The sequence below is a fragment of the Haloarcula sp. H-GB4 genome, from assembly GCF_030848575.1.
Taxonomy (GTDB): Archaea; Halobacteriota; Halobacteria; order Halobacteriales; family Haloarculaceae; genus Haloarcula.
This window is the reverse complement of sequence record NZ_JAVDDX010000002.1, coordinates 1,395,013-1,409,934: the sequence shown is the minus strand read 5'-3', so window position 1 is coordinate 1,409,934 and position 14,922 is coordinate 1,395,013. Positions and strand designations below refer to the sequence as shown.

General features: G+C 63.5%; 17 protein-coding genes. 9 read left to right on the top strand and 8 right to left on the bottom strand.

Translation table 11 applies throughout. The features are described from left to right. Positions 1–94: 94 nt before the first annotated feature. On the bottom strand, positions 95–2,221 hold the full coding sequence (locus RBH20_RS15875) for a S9 family peptidase (RefSeq protein WP_306710307.1): 2,127 nt from the start codon (positions 2,219–2,221) through the stop codon (positions 95–97). A 146-nt stretch (positions 2,222–2,367) separates the two neighbouring features. Further along, on the bottom strand, positions 2,368–4,095 hold the full coding sequence (locus RBH20_RS15870) for a helicase C-terminal domain-containing protein (protein ID WP_306710306.1): 1,728 nt from the start codon (positions 4,093–4,095) through the stop codon (positions 2,368–2,370). 160 nt (positions 4,096–4,255) lie between these two features. Here RBH20_RS15870 and RBH20_RS15865 point away from each other — a divergent pair, with 160 nt between their 5' ends. Continuing rightward, on the top strand, positions 4,256–4,450 hold the full coding sequence (locus RBH20_RS15865; RefSeq protein WP_004516469.1) for a cold-shock protein: 195 nt from the start codon (positions 4,256–4,258) through the stop codon (positions 4,448–4,450). Positions 4,451–4,503: 53 nt separating this feature from the next. Here RBH20_RS15865 and RBH20_RS15860 read toward each other — a convergent pair whose 3' ends face one another. Genes RBH20_RS15860 through RBH20_RS15850 form a run of 3 tightly spaced genes read right to left on the bottom strand, consistent with a single transcriptional unit; the run spans position 4,504 to position 5,469 of the window. Further along, positions 4,504–4,797 carry a hypothetical protein gene (locus RBH20_RS15860; RefSeq protein ID WP_306710305.1) on the bottom strand — a complete coding sequence of 98 codons (294 nt, stop codon included), beginning with the start codon at positions 4,795–4,797 and terminating at the stop codon, positions 4,504–4,506. Beyond that, positions 4,794–5,123, bottom strand: coding sequence for a hypothetical protein (locus tag RBH20_RS15855; protein WP_306710303.1), 330 nt, complete (start codon positions 5,121–5,123; stop codon positions 4,794–4,796). The genes RBH20_RS15860 and RBH20_RS15855 overlap by 4 nt, the downstream gene beginning before the upstream one ends. Position 5,124: 1 nt before the next feature. Next, positions 5,125–5,469: a winged helix-turn-helix domain-containing protein gene (locus RBH20_RS15850; RefSeq protein ID WP_058993288.1), complete on the bottom strand. Its 345-nt coding sequence runs from the start codon at positions 5,467–5,469 to the stop codon at positions 5,125–5,127. A 99-nt stretch (positions 5,470–5,568) separates the two neighbouring features. On the opposite strand from RBH20_RS15850, the gene RBH20_RS15845 reads away from it, so the two are divergent. Further along, on the top strand, positions 5,569–6,552 hold the full coding sequence (locus RBH20_RS15845) for a CPBP family intramembrane glutamic endopeptidase (RefSeq protein WP_306710300.1): 984 nt from the start codon (positions 5,569–5,571) through the stop codon (positions 6,550–6,552). A gap of 5 nt (positions 6,553–6,557) precedes the next feature. Here the strand turns inward: RBH20_RS15845 and RBH20_RS15840 are convergent, their stop codons facing one another. Next, the gene (locus tag RBH20_RS15840; protein WP_004590055.1) at positions 6,558–6,761 is read right to left on the bottom strand and encodes a hypothetical protein; all 204 of its coding nucleotides are present in this window, start codon (positions 6,759–6,761) and stop codon (positions 6,558–6,560) included. A gap of 109 nt (positions 6,762–6,870) precedes the next feature. Here RBH20_RS15840 and RBH20_RS15835 point away from each other — a divergent pair, with 109 nt between their 5' ends. Genes RBH20_RS15835 through RBH20_RS15825 form a run of 3 tightly spaced genes read left to right on the top strand, consistent with a single transcriptional unit; the run spans position 6,871 to position 9,581 of the window. Further along, positions 6,871–7,857 carry an NAD-dependent epimerase/dehydratase family protein gene (locus RBH20_RS15835; protein WP_306710297.1) on the top strand — a complete coding sequence of 329 codons (987 nt, stop codon included), beginning with the start codon at positions 6,871–6,873 and terminating at the stop codon, positions 7,855–7,857. A 54-nt stretch (positions 7,858–7,911) separates the two neighbouring features. After that, positions 7,912–8,850: an NAD(P)H-binding protein gene (locus tag RBH20_RS15830; protein ID WP_306710295.1), complete on the top strand. Its 939-nt coding sequence runs from the start codon at positions 7,912–7,914 to the stop codon at positions 8,848–8,850. Continuing rightward, positions 8,847–9,581, top strand: coding sequence for a hypothetical protein (locus tag RBH20_RS15825; protein ID WP_306710293.1), 735 nt, complete (start codon positions 8,847–8,849; stop codon positions 9,579–9,581). The genes RBH20_RS15830 and RBH20_RS15825 overlap by 4 nt, the downstream gene beginning before the upstream one ends. On the opposite strand, the gene RBH20_RS15820 is transcribed toward RBH20_RS15825, so the two are convergent. Continuing rightward, positions 9,568–9,741: a DUF5786 family protein gene (locus RBH20_RS15820; protein ID WP_306710291.1), complete on the bottom strand. Its 174-nt coding sequence runs from the start codon at positions 9,739–9,741 to the stop codon at positions 9,568–9,570. The two genes, RBH20_RS15825 and RBH20_RS15820, sit on opposite strands and share 14 nt — an antisense overlap. 154 nt (positions 9,742–9,895) lie before the next feature. On the opposite strand from RBH20_RS15820, the gene RBH20_RS15815 reads away from it, so the two are divergent. The 4 genes from RBH20_RS15815 to RBH20_RS15800 all read left to right on the top strand — a co-directional run bounded on the left by RBH20_RS15815 (position 9,896) and on the right by RBH20_RS15800 (position 14,449). Next, positions 9,896–10,870: a DUF5784 family protein gene (locus RBH20_RS15815; protein WP_170096455.1), complete on the top strand. Its 975-nt coding sequence runs from the start codon at positions 9,896–9,898 to the stop codon at positions 10,868–10,870. A 146-nt stretch (positions 10,871–11,016) separates the two neighbouring features. After that, positions 11,017–12,012: an AAA family ATPase gene (locus RBH20_RS15810; RefSeq protein ID WP_306710289.1), complete on the top strand. Its 996-nt coding sequence runs from the start codon at positions 11,017–11,019 to the stop codon at positions 12,010–12,012. Between the two features lie 146 nt (positions 12,013–12,158). Next, the gene (thsA, locus tag RBH20_RS15805) at positions 12,159–13,841 is read left to right on the top strand and encodes a thermosome subunit alpha (RefSeq protein ID WP_306710486.1); all 1,683 of its coding nucleotides are present in this window, start codon (positions 12,159–12,161) and stop codon (positions 13,839–13,841) included. 383 nt (positions 13,842–14,224) lie between these two features. Next, complete coding sequence (locus RBH20_RS15800; RefSeq protein WP_306710287.1) at positions 14,225–14,449, top strand: hypothetical protein; 225 nt, start codon at positions 14,225–14,227, stop codon at positions 14,447–14,449. Between the two features lie 8 nt (positions 14,450–14,457). Here RBH20_RS15800 and RBH20_RS15795 read toward each other — a convergent pair whose 3' ends face one another. Then, on the bottom strand, positions 14,458–14,916 hold the full coding sequence (locus RBH20_RS15795; RefSeq protein ID WP_306710285.1) for a TIGR00725 family protein: 459 nt from the start codon (positions 14,914–14,916) through the stop codon (positions 14,458–14,460). Between the last annotated feature and the right edge of the window lie 6 nt (positions 14,917–14,922).

Below are 14,922 nucleotides of genomic sequence, written 5' to 3'. Positions count from 1 at the left end.
GTCGGTGGTTTACGGGTTAGCCTTCGCCTTCTTCTAATCCAAGGGTCTGACAGCGGCTGTGTCCGACGGACGGGACGAAAGCCCGGGTCGGTGGTCACCGAGCGTCGCCAGCCGAATCTTCGGTCGCAACGTCGCCTGCCTCCCGACCGGGGTCGAATCGGGCAACCCATTCATCAAGCGTTTCGAGGCGGTGTATCGCCCGGTCCGGGTCACTGACGCTGTGGTGTTCGTCGGGGTAGACGACGAGCTTCGAGTCGACGCCACGTTTCTTGAGCGAACGGTACAGTTGCTCGGACTGGGTTGGCGGACAGCGCCAGTCCTCCTCACCGGCGGTGAGGAGCAGTGGGGTCTCGATGTCGCCGACATCAGTAATCGAGGAAGCTGCCTCGTACGCATCCGGGTTCTCCCAAGGGAGGCCGTAATCGTGTTCGAACCACTTGTGAGTGTCGTCGGTACCGAACGCCGAACGTATATCGTAGATGCCGTGTTCGGCGAGACCTGCGGCGAATCGGTCAGTGCGGGTAACGAGATATGCAGTGTTGACAGCGCCCTGGGAGAACCCACCAGCGAAGAGTCGGTCGGGGTCCGCCCAACCGCGCTCAACCACTTCGTCGACGCCTGCGAGCAGGTCCTCGACCTCGACGCCGTTCCAAGCTCCCCGTAACGATTCACAGAACGACCGCCCGTACGAGGTCGAGCCCCGGTAGTTGACGTGCAAGACGAGATACCCGCGCGTCGTCCAGAAGCTCGTACGGAGATCGAAACCCGGCTCGTCGTAGGCCATCGGGCCACCGTGGATCCACAACAGCGTCGGCCGGGGATCCGGGTCGAGCGGATCGAACTCCGGGGGGTAGTGGGCGATACATTCGACCTCGGTCCCGTCATCGCTTTCAACGGTGAGCCGGGTCGTCTCCGGGTGCGCATACTCCGCAAGGACGCCATCGTTGAGTGCGGTGAGTTGCCGCCGCGGGTCTGGCCCGTCATCATCGACGTCGAGTCCGTCGACGGGCATCGCGTAGACATCCGTCCCCTCCGAAGAATGACTTCGAACTGCCGCGACCGTTCCGCCACCGACGTCGAACTGGCGGTGTGCTTCGTCGTTTCTCTGTCGGTCGAAGACGCGTTCGTGGCCGCCCGTCGCGTCGAGGCGAACGAATCTGGTCCGCCCTTCGTCACCGATACTCGCAAGCAGTGTCGTATCGTCTACCCACGTCGGTGCGCCAGGCCGGCTAATCGTTCGGTCAAGGCCCGCGGTGACGACGCGGTAGTCGTCCGGGGCCTCGGCCACGCAGACGTCACCGGGTACGTACGGGTTCTCGGGGTTTTGTGCACCAAACGCGAGGCGCTCGCCATCGGGGCTCCAGGTCGGTTCGACCGCCGAGTACTCCCCCGAAGTCACCTGTTCGACCTCATCACTCTCGATGTCGACGATGTGAACATCATAGACGTTCGTATCGTCGCCGTTCTCGCCGTGGTACGCACAGAAGGCGACTCGGTCGTCCGTCGGGTGCCAGGCGGGCTGGAGACCGAACATCGATTCGAATATCCCGCCGCCGTGGGCGTCGTCGAGACGGTGCTCTTGGCGTGTGTCGACATCGACGACGAACAGGTAGGTCGTCACCGTATCGAGCCAGCCCTCGCCGTCGAACTTGTGCTGGAGGCGTTCGGTTTCTATCGGGCCGTTTTCCTGGCGCTGTTCGAGGTACGCCTGTTCCTCGTCCGTCGGGTCGCGCGCCGAAACGACGAGCCGTTCGCCCGCCGGCCCCCAGTCGAAGTCACGAACGCCGTGTTCTCGTTTGGTCACCTGTCGCGCGTCGCCACCCAGTTCGAGGTCGTACACCCAGACCTGCGGTTTGGGCCCATCGTCGGCGTCAGGGTCGGTCGCCTCGGCCGTCTCGTCGTCCGTCTCAGTGTCCGGTTCGTCAGTCTCGCCATCGTTATCGCGACCGACGCGGAGTGCCAGGTCGTCGTCACGAACCATCACCACACCCAGTTGTGACCCGTCAGGCGACCATTCGATGTTCCAGGCACCTGAGGCCCGGCTCAACCGATGTGGGTCGCGACTGCCGTCGGTAGGCAGGACGAAGACAGACTGGCGGAATTCGTCCTCTTCAGGGGCGGCCTCGGAGACGACGATGGCAACGTACTCGCCGTCCGGAGAGACCGCGACGTCCGTGGGACGCCGAAAGTCGTAGACCGCATCCGCGGGGAGTTCGTCCATGCCGTTTGGTCTAGTGGATGTCATTAAAAAATTATGTTTAGTCGAAACATCCGGATTCGAGGGTCACACCGAGCACGATGAACAGTTCCGCCAGCGAACACGTGATAGACATCGGTCGTGTCTACTGGGCGTCGGCGGCGTGGCCGTTAGTCCCACACGTCCGAGAGCGGGTGGTTACCATCCCCGGACCGCGAGCGCGAGCGGTCGTGCCGGCGTTTCGTGTCCGAACTGAGCGCCGAGAGCGCCTGGTCCGGCGCGAACCGCGGCAGGTCGGGCTGTGAGAGGCGATCGACCTGTGCGCGGAACCAGTCGGGCATATCGTGGTCGGCGCGCTCAAACAGATCAAGCAGCGACGAGTCCGCGAGGTATGTCGCACCGTAGTCGTCGGGCGCGCGGACGACGCGGCCACAGGCCTGAATGACCGTCCGCAGTGCCGTCCGGTAGTACCAGCCCCACTGGTCGTCTTCGAGCCGTCGGGCGACACGAGAATCGCGAGTGTTCGGATATGGGGCCTTGCACAGCACCTGCCAGCGACAGAGGTCGCCTTCAAGGTCGAGGGCCTCTTCCATTTTCACCGAAAGGAACACGTCGGGGTTGTCGCTGCGCTTCCAGGCGGACAGCGCTCCGTCTCGACCCTCCTTGTCGTGGGTGCGGACGCGAGCGCCGACTCCGAAGTCGTCAAGGAGGGTCTTCAGTTGCTCCTGAATAGCATACGAGTGGCAGTGAATCAGTCCCTTCTCGTCCGTGTGCCGGGCCATGATACGCACGATAGTGCGAACGATGTCCGGCAGCGTGTCGTCGCGGTGCTCGTAGGTCATCTTCCCCTGAGCGACGTTGTACAACGGGCGGTTCTCGACGGGGAAGGTGTGGCCGACTTCCACGAGTGCGACGTTATCCGGGTCGAGACCGACGTTAGCACAGAACGCTTCCTTGTTGAGAATGGTCGCCGACAACAGGGCAAAGCGATTGCCACGGTCCCAGACGGTGTGTTTGAGGTATCGCTCCGGGTTCATCGGCTTGATCGTCACCGGTGCGTGCTCGCCGTCGGCCTGGTCGACGACCCACGTGGTCGCGCTCTCGGTGTCGGTGTAGTCCTCGCGGAACCACCCGAGGTCCTGCCGGAGCGTGTTCAACGAGTCTCGCTCGGCGACTTCCTCACCGGTGAGTTCCGCCTTCTGCCGTAGTTCCTTCACGCGGCGCTCGGCAAGGTGTTCGACGCGCTCCGTGAAAGCGATGGCCTCGTCTAGGCCGTCGATGTCCGGTACGTCGATATCGTTCCACATCGGGATAGACTGCGGCGAAAGGTCGATAGTGGCGTACATCTCTGCCCACTCGCCCAGACCATGGGCCTCGTCGATGACGACCACGTCGCGCTTGCCGAACACGTCGCTGCCGGCGGTCTGCATGAAATAGGCGAGCGTCATCGCGGCGATGCGCCGGTTCGAAGCGATGGCACGGTCGGAAAAGTACGGACAGCGGTGCTTGACCTGACAGTCAAACTTTCGTTCGCGCACGCACGGGGCCTGATTCACCGGTGTGTCAGTCTCACCGGGAAGAATGCAGTCGTAGTTGTTCTTCCCGCGGATGACACAGAGGTCTTCCAGCAGGGCGTCCTCAGCCACATCGTCAAGTTGCGAGACCTGTGGCGTGGTGTAGTAGGCGTCGATGACCTGCTCGACGGCGGCATCGCCGGCAGTCCGGGCACACCCGGCGATGGCCCGAGCGAGCAACGATTTGCCGCTACCGGTCGGTGCGCGAACGAGGACAACGTCCTTGCCGCGCTCAAAGGCCGCACGGATATCAGCCAGAGCCTGCTTCTGGTTGCCCCGGTAGGATGGGGCGGGGAACTCGTCGGTAATCCGTGCGGGGTACACGCGAGAAAGCAACGGACGAGGCGGCGTAAACCTTTCTTGTCGCCGGATGTGCGTCAGCAGCTATCCGTGACGACGGCATGAGTCGTGTTCACAGGCACACGGTCGTGGTACTTCTACTCTCGGAATGCTTATACATATACCCCCTGTACGTATATTTGCAATGGCAAACGGTAAGGTTGATTTCTTCAACGACACAGGCGGTTACGGTTTCATCTCGACTGAGGACGCGGACGATGACGTTTTCTTCCACATGGAAGACGTTGGCGGCCCTGACCTCGAAGAAGGCGAGGAAATCGAATTCGACATTGAACAGGCCGACAAGGGCCCCCGCGCGACGAACGTCGTCCGCAACTAAGGCAGATTTCCGGTCGATCAGCGACCGTATCTGACACTTGTTCTTATCGACACTCACTCGACAAGCAGCGCGTACAGCACGGCACAGAGCCCTGCAACGGTCACGAGCCCCCTGACGAGTAACACGACCCCTTCTCCGGCACCCGCCCAGTCAGCGACGGTGACGGCGGCGTAAACGCCGGCAGTCAGCGACGCGATACCAACGGCGAGCCATCGCATCTTCGACGCGTCGTTGCGCCGGTAGCCGCGATAGGCCAGCGATGCGACGAACAGTCCGACGGCGGCTGTCAGGGCCCGCGAGAGTTCCGCGACGAGATCCGGCGCGAGCAAGTCGAGGACCACCGTCACGACGACTCACCGCCGTAAACGGTCCAGAGAATCGTTCCGAGTCCGGACAGTTCGCAGGCACTCACGAGGAGCGAGCGCCCGACGGTACCGACGGCAGTGGCCGTGGGGAGCACGATACGGAGGGTTTCCGGGACAGTCGTGAGTAGGAGAAGCCCGACAGCGAGGGTCAGCATGCCGGTCCGGCCGGGGCCGCGGCGGTAGCCACGGATCAAGACGACGGCGATGGCGGCCGAAAGTGCAACTGTGACGAGCGAGAGCGCGATAACGGCCAGCGCGATGCCCGGATCGGTCCAGCCCGTGCGTATCTGTAGTAGTGTCGCGAGCATCTCAGGACAGCCCCTCAAACAGGTCGGTGAATCGGTCCGCCGGGTCCTGCGAGGACCGCGTGACAGCGATGTCGTACGTCCCGTCGGCGAACGTGACCGTCACGTCCTCGACGGTCGCGACGTAGCGCTTGTAGTGGTGGCCATCAGGGTCGACGGCCTGCCGTTCGGCGACGAGGTCGGCGGCCTCCAGTCGGTCGAGGCGGCGGTACGCCGTCGGATCAGACATCTCGCAGGCCGTACAGAGTTCAGAGACAGACATCGGTCCAGTAGTGAGTTCAGCGATGATGGCCCGCGCGTACTCGTCTTCGAGTAGCGCGAGCAGTTCGTCGTCGCCGACCGCGTCCATAGTCGCTCCAGCGAGCGGAGTACAATAAAAAGTCTCACCGGCTTCCAACCCGGAAGCGGTGCCCGCGGTGATACGTCTGCTCCGGCCGGCAGTCCATCTATGTCACCGAATTCACCGGAGCAAAGAGACAGCCAAGCGACCGCGAGCGTGGTCGAGCGGGCCGCCTCGGGACTCCGCTGGCCGGTCTGGAACAGTGCAGACAGGAGGGTCAGAGCGCCGCTGCGCGCAGTGCTTCCGGCGGTGTTGTCGTTTCTGGTCCTCGCGGCGCTACAGTCTGTCGTTCGATCACGGTTCACACATCCGATCCGAGAACCGATCGAAGCGGCCGGGATCGGGGCGATTCTCGTCGCCACTGTGTTCGTCAGTGCTCGTCTCCTCGACCGCCGCTCCGTCGGCAAGTACGGGCTGTCACTCGACCGCCGCTGGTGGCAGTCATTCGCCGTCGGCGGCGCGATAGCAACCGTCATCAACGCCGGTGCGCTTGCCGTCGCTGTTGGTGCGGGCTGGGCCACGGTCGTCGGGGTCGCGGAGGGAGCCGGCGACCTCCCGTTCCTCCCGGCGATGGGCGTCGTCTTCGGCTACATTGCTCTCGCAGCAGCGTGGGAGGAAGTCGTCTTCCGCGGTGCGATGCTGAAGAACCTCGCCGAGGGGGCAGATGAACTGGTTCCGCGGTGGGCGGCGGTCGGGCTCGCGGTGCTCCTGAGTGCGCTCGTCTTTGCCTTCCTGCACGGCGGGAAGATCGATCACCCGAGCCAGTACGGCTACTACCTACTGGCCGGACTCGTCTTGAGCGGTGCGTACGTACTCACCGGCGACCTCGCGCTCCCGATCGGCTTTCACGTCTGGTACAACTTCACCCAGAGCGCGGTGTTCGGTCTCGGCCACTCACAACAAACCCCCGAACTGCTCGCCGTCGAAATCGTCGGTCCACCTCGATGGGTCGGCGAGGAAGGGGTCGTCTTCACTGTCTTTGCTGTCATCGGAGGGCTTCTGATATTGGCATACGTTCGCTGGCGCGACGGCCATCTCAGAATCGACGAGCGCGTGACACAGTGGACGCCAAGACCCGAACGGGAGACGTGATGACGTTAGAGGGCGGCCACATCCGCCGCAGTCACTTCCTGATCGTCGGGTAGCCGGTCGATACAGTCATAGCAGAGGAAATGCTCCGTGTCGTCTCCGAGTTCGAGGACGATGCCCTCAGTCGGTCTGGACTCCTGCGACCAGATGTTGGCAATGCCGCCAGCTATCGAAACGTTCGTATCACACCCATCGCAGGCTCTGGAAGCCATTTCCGACGTTTATGCACTGTATACACTTCAAGGTAGCTGGCCCCTTCGAACAGTTCAGCGTCATTAACTCTCGGCATACTTTTGTCGCCCGACGGGCACCATTCAGATAATGCAAATATTGGTCACAGGGGGTGCCGGGTTTATCGGCGGTCACCTGGCACAGCGGTTCGCCGCCGACAGCCACGATGTCGTCGTGCTCGACAACCGCGACCCGTTCTACGATCTGGATATCAAGCAGCATAACGTCGAAGCGGGGCGGGACGCCGCCCGGAACAGTGACGGGAGCTACGAGTTCATCGAGGGCGACGTGCGTGACGCAGAGCTGGTGACGGACCTCGTCGCCGACGCCGACTACGTCTATCATCAGGCCGCCCAGGCTGGCGTCCGACCGAGCGTCAAGAACCCACGAAAGTACGACGAGGTCAACGTCGACGGCACGCTGAACCTCCTCGACGCCTGCCGCGACGAAGGTATCGAGCGGTTCGTGATGGCCTCTTCCTCCTCCGTCTACGGCGTCCCGCAGTACCTGCCATACGACGAGCAACACCCCACGACCCCCGTCTCACCCTACGGTGCGTCGAAGCTCGCCGCCGAGCGCTACGCCTGTGCCTACAGCGAAGTGTACGACCTCCCCGCCGTCGCCCTCCGCTATTTCACCGTGTACGGCCCGCGGATGCGCCCGAACATGGCAATCTCGAATTTCGTCTCCCGGTGTCACAACGGCGAGCCGCCGGTTATCTACGGTGATGGCACGCAAACGCGAGATTTCACCTATATCGAGGACGTCATCGACGCGAACATGACGTTGCTCCACGAGGACGCCGCGGACGGCAAGGCGGTCAACATCGGGTCGACTGACAACATCGAGATCAAGACGCTCGCGACGGAGATCCGCGACCAGATCGACCCGGACCTCGATCTAGTCTACGAGGAACGCCACGACGCCGACGCCGAACACACCCACGCCGCGACCGATCGCGCCGAGGAACTTCTCGGCTACGACCCGGACCACACTATTCGGGAGGGGGTCGCGAAGTTCATCGACTGGTACCATGACAACCGTGACTGGTACGAGCCGCTCGTTCGACAGTCCTGAGAGGCGACACGAACAGACCACGGTTTTAACCCCGTCCCGTCCTGCAGGAAGGGTATGCATGTGCTCGTGACCGGTGCGACAGGGTTCGTCGGGGGCCATCTCGTCCCGGCGCTCCTCGGGGCCGGCCACAGCGTCCGCGCGCTCGTTCGCGACCCGAGCGAGTACGACCCACCAGACGGCGTCGACGTGGCGACGGGCGACCTGCTCGACGCGGGCAGTTTCGACGCCGCCCTCTCTGGGGTCGATGTCGCGTACTATCTGGTCCATTCGATGCGTGCCGGGAGCGACTACGCCGAGCGGGACCGGCGGGCAGCGCGGAACTTCCGTCGGGCGGCTGACGAGGCCAGTGTCGACCGGGTCGTCTACCTCGGCGGCCTCGGCGAGGACGACGAGACGCTGTCCGAGCACCTCCGGTCACGCCGCGAGGTCGAGTTCATTCTCCGGGACGGCGGGTACGACCTGACGACGTTCCGGGCGGCCATCATCATCGGCGCGGGCTCGGCAAGCTTTCGAATGATACGCGAGCTAACGACGCGACTGCCCGTGATGCTGACACCACGCTGGGTGCGGACAGACTGTCATCCGATCGCTATCGATGACGTCATCGCGTACCTGATCGACGTGCTCGATAAGCCGGAAACAGCCGGCGAAACCTACGAGATCGGCGGGCCGGAGGTACTGACATACGCTGAGATCCTGAAGCAGACGGGGCGACTCATGGGGACCGGTGAGCCGACGATCGTGCCGATACCGGTGTTGACGCCGAAGCTGTCGGCGTACTGGGTCGCGCTCATGACCGATGTGCCATCGAGCGTCGCCCGCCCGCTCATCCACGGGCTGAAGACGCCGGTGGTCGCAGACACCGAGGCTGCGCAGGCACAGTTCGCCGTTGACCCGACATCGTTCGCAGACGCGGTCAGGCTGGCCCTCAGCGAACCGCGGAGCCGCGAAGCGACACAGGCGGCCGCAGCCACGGGTGGTGCCGGCAGATGAGCGGCGACAGCGCCCGCCCCGAGTACGGCGAGACGTGGGTGTACGAGAGTATCATCGGCGCACTGCCAGGGATCCGGCTCCCAACGTGGGCGGCGATGGCGATTCAGCTCCTCATTTTCGAGGTTGCCATCATCGCCCTGTCGTGGTACTACGAGGTCTGGAGCGCCGCAATCGCCGGCACGGTCGTCGTGTTCGTCGCGACCATCGGAAGCGCAGAGATGCTGCGAATCAGTACACTCATCCGGCGTATCGACGTGCCACCGACCTACCGTGCGCTGCTGTTCGCCTCGAACGTCGAAGTCGTGTTGTCCGTCCTCGCGTACATCGCACTGCTTACCCATCTGTTTGTGTTCGACCCGCAGGTCAGTTCGATGCCGTTACTGGGCCGACTGTTCGGGTCGGAGCCCCCGGTACTGGTCGTGTACCTGACACTGCTCATTCTCTGGGATGTGAGTTACCGCATCGGGACGGGGTGGTGGGCCAGCGTCACGGGTCTGTGGCGGTCGGCTCGCTACCGGTTCGACCCCGAGACAGCACGGGTGTTCATACGGGCCGACCTAGAGATCTGGGGCTTTGGCGTCCTCCAGCTCGTACTCGTGCCGTTCGTGCTCGACCAGCCGGTGCTGCTCGCGGCACTAATCGGCCATGTGTTAGCCGTCACAGCGGTGACGGCCGTCTCTGTCGGGCTATTGCGCTACCGGTCGAGAACGGCCGCAGTCAGTCGGAGTTAATCTGCTTGAACTGGTCGAGCAACTCTTCTGTCGACTCGTCACCGTCGTAGTCGACGCTCCCGTGGTATGTACTCCGGTCATCGTCTTCCGCCAGTTCGACCTCGCTGTTCTTGCGCTCACGGCGTTCGTGTTCGTCGTCGTCGTACGCTCCCATCGACATAGGTTACCACGGTGAAACTTGGCTGGTAGTGACTATCAATGTAACGGTGGTCACAGAAACCGTACCACACGGGCAACAGAGCAGTCGAACGGTCCAAAAGAGGGTGCTTCGACAGGGCGGAACGCCCAAGACCACTGACCATCTACACGACCCTGTGGCTGGTCCCTTACGTCTGCGACAGTCGAACGAGCGATGGAGTGAAAAGCGAGTCCGGACGGACCTGCTGACACCGTTACAGAACACCTTCGGTGCGACGATGAACGGACCGTGGTTCGCCCCGCCGGAGGGCTGGGCCGCCCGCCGACTGGAGATGGACAACGGCGATCTGGCGCTGTTTTGCTGGAACGGCCAGCGGGCGTACTGGGTCGGAAATACGGAGACACCGGAGACGCTGTGGCGGACGGAGAAGTACACGTTCGACGAGGTGCCCGACGAGATTAGCGAGTGGGTCCAGCGCGAACTATTCGCCCAGCTAGAGGTGGAGGACCCCTGGCTCACTGAGTACGAGACGCTGGCGCACTTTTTCCTGCCCGTGTTTCTCTCCAAGGACGGCCGGGAGTCGACACGGACGTTCTTTCGGGACCACGCCGGCGGCTTCCCCGACGCCGACCGTGAGGATGGACTGACGTTCTACGACGACTTCCTCGCGACCGGGGCGCTTGACGACTACCGCTACACGATGGCGAGCAAACTCGGGACTAGCGAGGGGTTTGATCTTTCGCGGATGCGAGCGACGATGGGCGAGTTCAACGTCGCCAAACTGCTCGTCGATGCGGGCAACGACATCAGGCCCGAGGTCGAACTGGACTCCGGCCACTCCGTCGATTTCCGGGTCGAAGACACGCTCGTCGAGGTCACTCGCCCTCGGCCGCCATCCCGGCGGCAGGTCGACACTGCCGTCGGTGCGGTGAAGGCGTCCGGCGACGCGAAGACACGCGACCAGCTAGCGGCCCACCCCGGTGCGGTCCTCGTGGTCGACTGCAGTTCTTTCCCGGATGACGACTGGCGGCGAGTCTACGGCGAACAGCCAGACGTGGGATACTCGCCGACTATCGTGTTCCGTGCTCGACCGGACGGCAGCATGGAAGGGTACGCCTACGGCTCGGTTCCGTTTCCACTGCCGTTCTAAGCAGGACGGCCAGGTCACGTTATCTTCCTCGAAATCCGGGGCGTAACATATAACGCGCCGGACGGGTAAGGCTGAGAGAGATAGCCGTGGTGGACGACACAGAGCAACCGGGTTCTAGCGGCGCGGGACAGTCGGTCTCGGAGGTAATGGACCGACTCGAATCGCTCCGGTCCGAGGAGGAAGAACGTTCCGAGAGCGCCGCCGCTGGCGTGTTACTGGACCAGCTACAGGAGGTCGAACAACGGCTGCTGGCCTTCGGTGAGGCGCTGGGCGGGACGGCCGACACCGTGACGGACCTCCCGTTTACTGAGGAAGCCGGGCTGGACCATATGCCTGAACCGCTGTACGTCCGCCACGACACCGAGATGCTGAATCAAGTCACGTCTTGGCTCCTGCAGGACCAGCACATCGGACTGGTGAGCCCCTACGGCACCGGAAAGACGGCCTTCCGTGAAATTGTCCTGCGTGACCTCTCGAAACACGAGGGTTTTGTCATCACGCATCTGGACAATCCCCGCGAGACGACGCCGCGGAAACTCTATCAGACGGTGCTGACCGCCGCCTACGCTGCGGGCTACTCCATCGACCAGCGCAATTACTCGCAGGTCCGTGATGGGATTCCGTGGGCGACCGCCGAAGCGAAAGACGCTGTCCACGAAATCGTTCGCCGCGTGCGCGAGGACGGCAAGACGCTCTTGCTGGTCGTCGATGAGATCGAAGTGCTTGAGGCGGACCTGCTGTCGCCGCTGCAGGTGGCCGGGGACGCCGGCGTTCGGCTGTTCCTCACCGGGACACCGGAGGGGAAACGGCGGGTGGCAGAAATCCGGGGAACGCTCGACTCCCGACTACGGTATTATGAGGGTATCGACCCGTTCTCGCCGGACGACGTGGCCGAGTACGCCGCCCGCTCGCTGGCGTACTTCCGGGACGAACCCTACGAGGGACAGGCCCCGGACCTTTTTATCCGGGCCGCAATCGAAGATATCCACGAGCGGACCGATGGCAATCCCCGGGAAGTCCGTATCGAGTGTCGTGAACTATTCACAAGGGCGGCGTTCGTCTGGTACCGGACCGGACAGGACATCTCCCGCATCCAGATTACGCCGGAACTACGCCACCGTCGGTTCGGAATGGGCCGCTAAGCGGCACTAAACGGGTATATAAACCACCCACGTTATACGGTATCACACCGTCGAGTGTGGCGTGCAATAGGGCGATACACCGCCCGCCACCGTAGCTTTTATATAGAATCACATTCAATCATCGTTTGACTATGGCTCAACAGCAGATGGGCAACCAGCCCATGATTGTACTTTCCGAGGAGTCCCAGCGGACATCCGGAAAGGACGCGCAGTCGATGAACATCACGGCCGGGACGGCCGTCGCCGAGGCCGTTCGGACGACTCTGGGTCCGAAGGGCATGGACAAGATGCTCGTCGACAACTCAGGCTCGGTCGTCGTCACGAACGACGGCGTCACCATCCTTGATGAGATGGACATCGAGCACCCCGCCGCCAACATGATCGTCGAGGTCGCCCAGACCCAGGAAGACGAAGTGGGCGACGGTACGACCACGGCGGTCGTCATGGCCGGCGAACTCCTCTCGAAGGCCGAGGAACTCCTCGACCAAGACATCCACGCCAGCATCCTGGCCCAGGGGTACCGCCAGGCCGCCGAGAAGGCCAAGGAAATCCTCGAAGACAACGCCATCGACGTCGACGCTGACGACACGGAGACCCTCGAAAAGGTCGCCGCGACCGCGATGACCGGCAAGGGCGCGGAGTCCTCCAAGGACGTCCTCGCCGAACTCGTCGTCCGCGCCGCACAGTCCGTCGTCGACGACGACGGCAGCGTTGACACTGACAACATCCAGATCGAAACCGTCGTTGGCGGCGCAACCGACGAGTCCGAACTCGTCGAAGGCGTCATCGTCGACAAGGAACGCGTCCACGACAACATGCCGTTCGCCGTTGAGGACGCCGACGTGGCCCTGCTCGACACGGCCATCGAGGTTCCGGAAACGGAGCTCGACACCGAGGTCAACGTCACCGACCCCGACCAGCTCCAGCAGTTCCTCGACCAGGAAGAGGAGCAGCTCAAGGAGATGGTCGACAAGCTCGCCGAAGCCGGTGCTGATGTCGTCTTCTGCCAGAAGGGCATCGACGACATGGCTCAGCACTACCTCGCGCAGGAAGGTATTCTCGCTGTTCGCCGCGCCAAGAAGTCCGACATCGAGGCGCTCTCGCGCTCGACCGGCGCGCGCATCATCTCGAACATCGACGACATCGAAGCCGACGACCTCGGCTTCGCCGGCTCCGTTGCCCAGAAGGACATCGCTGGCGACGAGCGTATCTTCGTCGAGGACGTCGAGGACGCCCGCGCTGTCACGATGATTCTCCGCGGCGGCACCGAACACGTCGTCGACGAAGTCGAGCGTGCCATCGAGGACTCGCTCGGCGTCGTCGCCGCCACGCTGGAGGACGGCAAGGTCCTGCCCGGCGGCGGTGCCCCTGAGACGCAGCTCGCACTCGGCCTGCGCGACCACGCCGACTCCGTCGGTGGGCGCGAACAGCTCGCCGTCGAAGCCTTCGCCGACGCCATCGACGTCATCCCGCGCACCCTCGCAGAGAACGCTGGTCTCGACCCGATCGACTCGCTGGTCGACCTCCGCAGCAAGCACGACGGTGGCGCAGTCACCTCCGGGCTTGACGCCTACACCGGTGAGGTCGTCGACATGGAAGAGGACGGCGTCGTCGAGCCCCTCCGTGTCAAGACCCAGGCCGTCGAAAGCGCAACCGAAGCAGCCGTCATGATCCTCCGCATCGATGACGTCATCGCTGCTGGCGACCTCAAGGGTGGCCAGGGCGACGACGACGAGGACGAAGGCGGACCTGGCGGCCCAGGCGGCGCGCCCGGCGGAATGGGCGGCGGCATGGGCGGCATGGGCGGCGGTATGGGCGGCATGATGTAAGCGAGGTTTCGGAGAAACCTCGGTAAGCCGAGCGGGGAACAGAGCGGGACCGAAGGTCCCGCAGGCAGTCGGGCGGCACCGCCGCCCGACGACGAAGTGACCCGCGAGGCAAGCCATACATACGAAACCCGGGCCCTGTCGCGCTGCTTCGCGGCGCGGTAGTCACTCGCTGCGATTCAACCGGCGCGCGAAGCGCGCCGGATGCTTGCCCTACTCGTCGATTCAAGCGACAATCACCGCGGTTCTATATTTTCTATCGTCAACCTGGGTTAGTGTCGACGCTGTTTGAGTAGTGGCCTCAATCCAAACGGCTAGCCCGAGTATGAAGCAGACATATCGCAAGCAGGCACCACGGTCAAACCGACGCGGCACCTTGTCACAGTATGGACCTGACACGGCCCGAACGGCGGCTACTGTGGACCGGAACAGCGCTGGCTGGCATGCTCCATCTACTCGTTCCGGGGCTGTTACTGTCGCTGGCGCGGCTGGGCTATCGCTGGGTACTGTCGGTGGAGTTTACGCCACAAGAGGGGTCTCGTCGCCGGGTCAGGCTGCTCGGCGTGGGGAACCTCGTTGTTGCGGCGGTGCTGAGACGGATACTCGACTGAAACGGCGGCTACTGCACGGCAGACTCGACGTGTTCGACGGCCTCGGCGGGAGTATCAACGTGTTCGATAGCGTCGCCGACTGGGCTGTCGAGGCGGTGTGTTCCAAGTCCGGCGACCGGCCGGTCTATGTCGAGGGCGTGGCCGAGTTCCGAGAGCGTCCCGGTGCCGCCGTCGATAGCGATGACGGCCGCGCCGTTCATCACGACGAGGACGTTCCGGGCATTGCCCATCCCGGTCGCAATAGCAGTCTCGACGTAGTCGTTTGCGGCGGCCCGGCGCTCGCCTGGGAGGATACCGATAGTGTGGCCGCCGGCCTCACTCGCACCTCGGCAGACCGCCTCCATCACACCAGTGAGGCCGCCACAGACGACATCGTGGCCATGCTCACCGAGTCGGCGCCCGGCCTCGCGTGCCTGCTGGTACTGTTCGTCGGTGACTGTCGAGCCGCCGATGACCGAAACGCGCATGGCTAA

Bases quoted from the DNA above. Each gene is read 5' to 3' on its own strand.
- RBH20_RS15875 (WP_306710307.1), bottom strand. From the start codon at position 2,221: ATGGACGAACTCCCCGCGGATGCGGTCTACGACTTTCGGCGTCCCACG.
- RBH20_RS15865 (WP_004516469.1), top strand. From the start codon at position 4,256: ATGGCAAACGGTAAGGTTGATTTCTTCAACGACACAGGCGGTTACGGT.
- RBH20_RS15855 (WP_306710303.1), bottom strand. From the start codon at position 5,123: ATGCTCGCGACACTACTACAGATACGCACGGGCTGGACCGATCCGGGC.
- RBH20_RS15850 (WP_058993288.1), bottom strand. From the start codon at position 5,469: ATGGACGCGGTCGGCGACGACGAACTGCTCGCGCTACTCGAAGACGAG.
- RBH20_RS15845 (WP_306710300.1), top strand. From the start codon at position 5,569: ATGTCACCGAATTCACCGGAGCAAAGAGACAGCCAAGCGACCGCGAGC.
- RBH20_RS15840 (WP_004590055.1), bottom strand. From the start codon at position 6,761: ATGGCTTCCAGAGCCTGCGATGGGTGTGATACGAACGTTTCGATAGCT.
- RBH20_RS15835 (WP_306710297.1), top strand. From the start codon at position 6,871: ATGCAAATATTGGTCACAGGGGGTGCCGGGTTTATCGGCGGTCACCTG.
- RBH20_RS15830 (WP_306710295.1), top strand. From the start codon at position 7,912: ATGCATGTGCTCGTGACCGGTGCGACAGGGTTCGTCGGGGGCCATCTC.
- RBH20_RS15825 (WP_306710293.1), top strand. From the start codon at position 8,847: ATGAGCGGCGACAGCGCCCGCCCCGAGTACGGCGAGACGTGGGTGTAC.
- RBH20_RS15820 (WP_306710291.1), bottom strand. From the start codon at position 9,741: ATGTCGATGGGAGCGTACGACGACGACGAACACGAACGCCGTGAGCGC.
- RBH20_RS15810 (WP_306710289.1), top strand. From the start codon at position 11,017: ATGGACCGACTCGAATCGCTCCGGTCCGAGGAGGAAGAACGTTCCGAG.
- thsA (WP_306710486.1), top strand. From the start codon at position 12,159: ATGGGCAACCAGCCCATGATTGTACTTTCCGAGGAGTCCCAGCGGACA.
- RBH20_RS15800 (WP_306710287.1), top strand. From the start codon at position 14,225: ATGGACCTGACACGGCCCGAACGGCGGCTACTGTGGACCGGAACAGCG.
- RBH20_RS15795 (WP_306710285.1), bottom strand. From the start codon at position 14,916: ATGCGCGTTTCGGTCATCGGCGGCTCGACAGTCACCGACGAACAGTAC.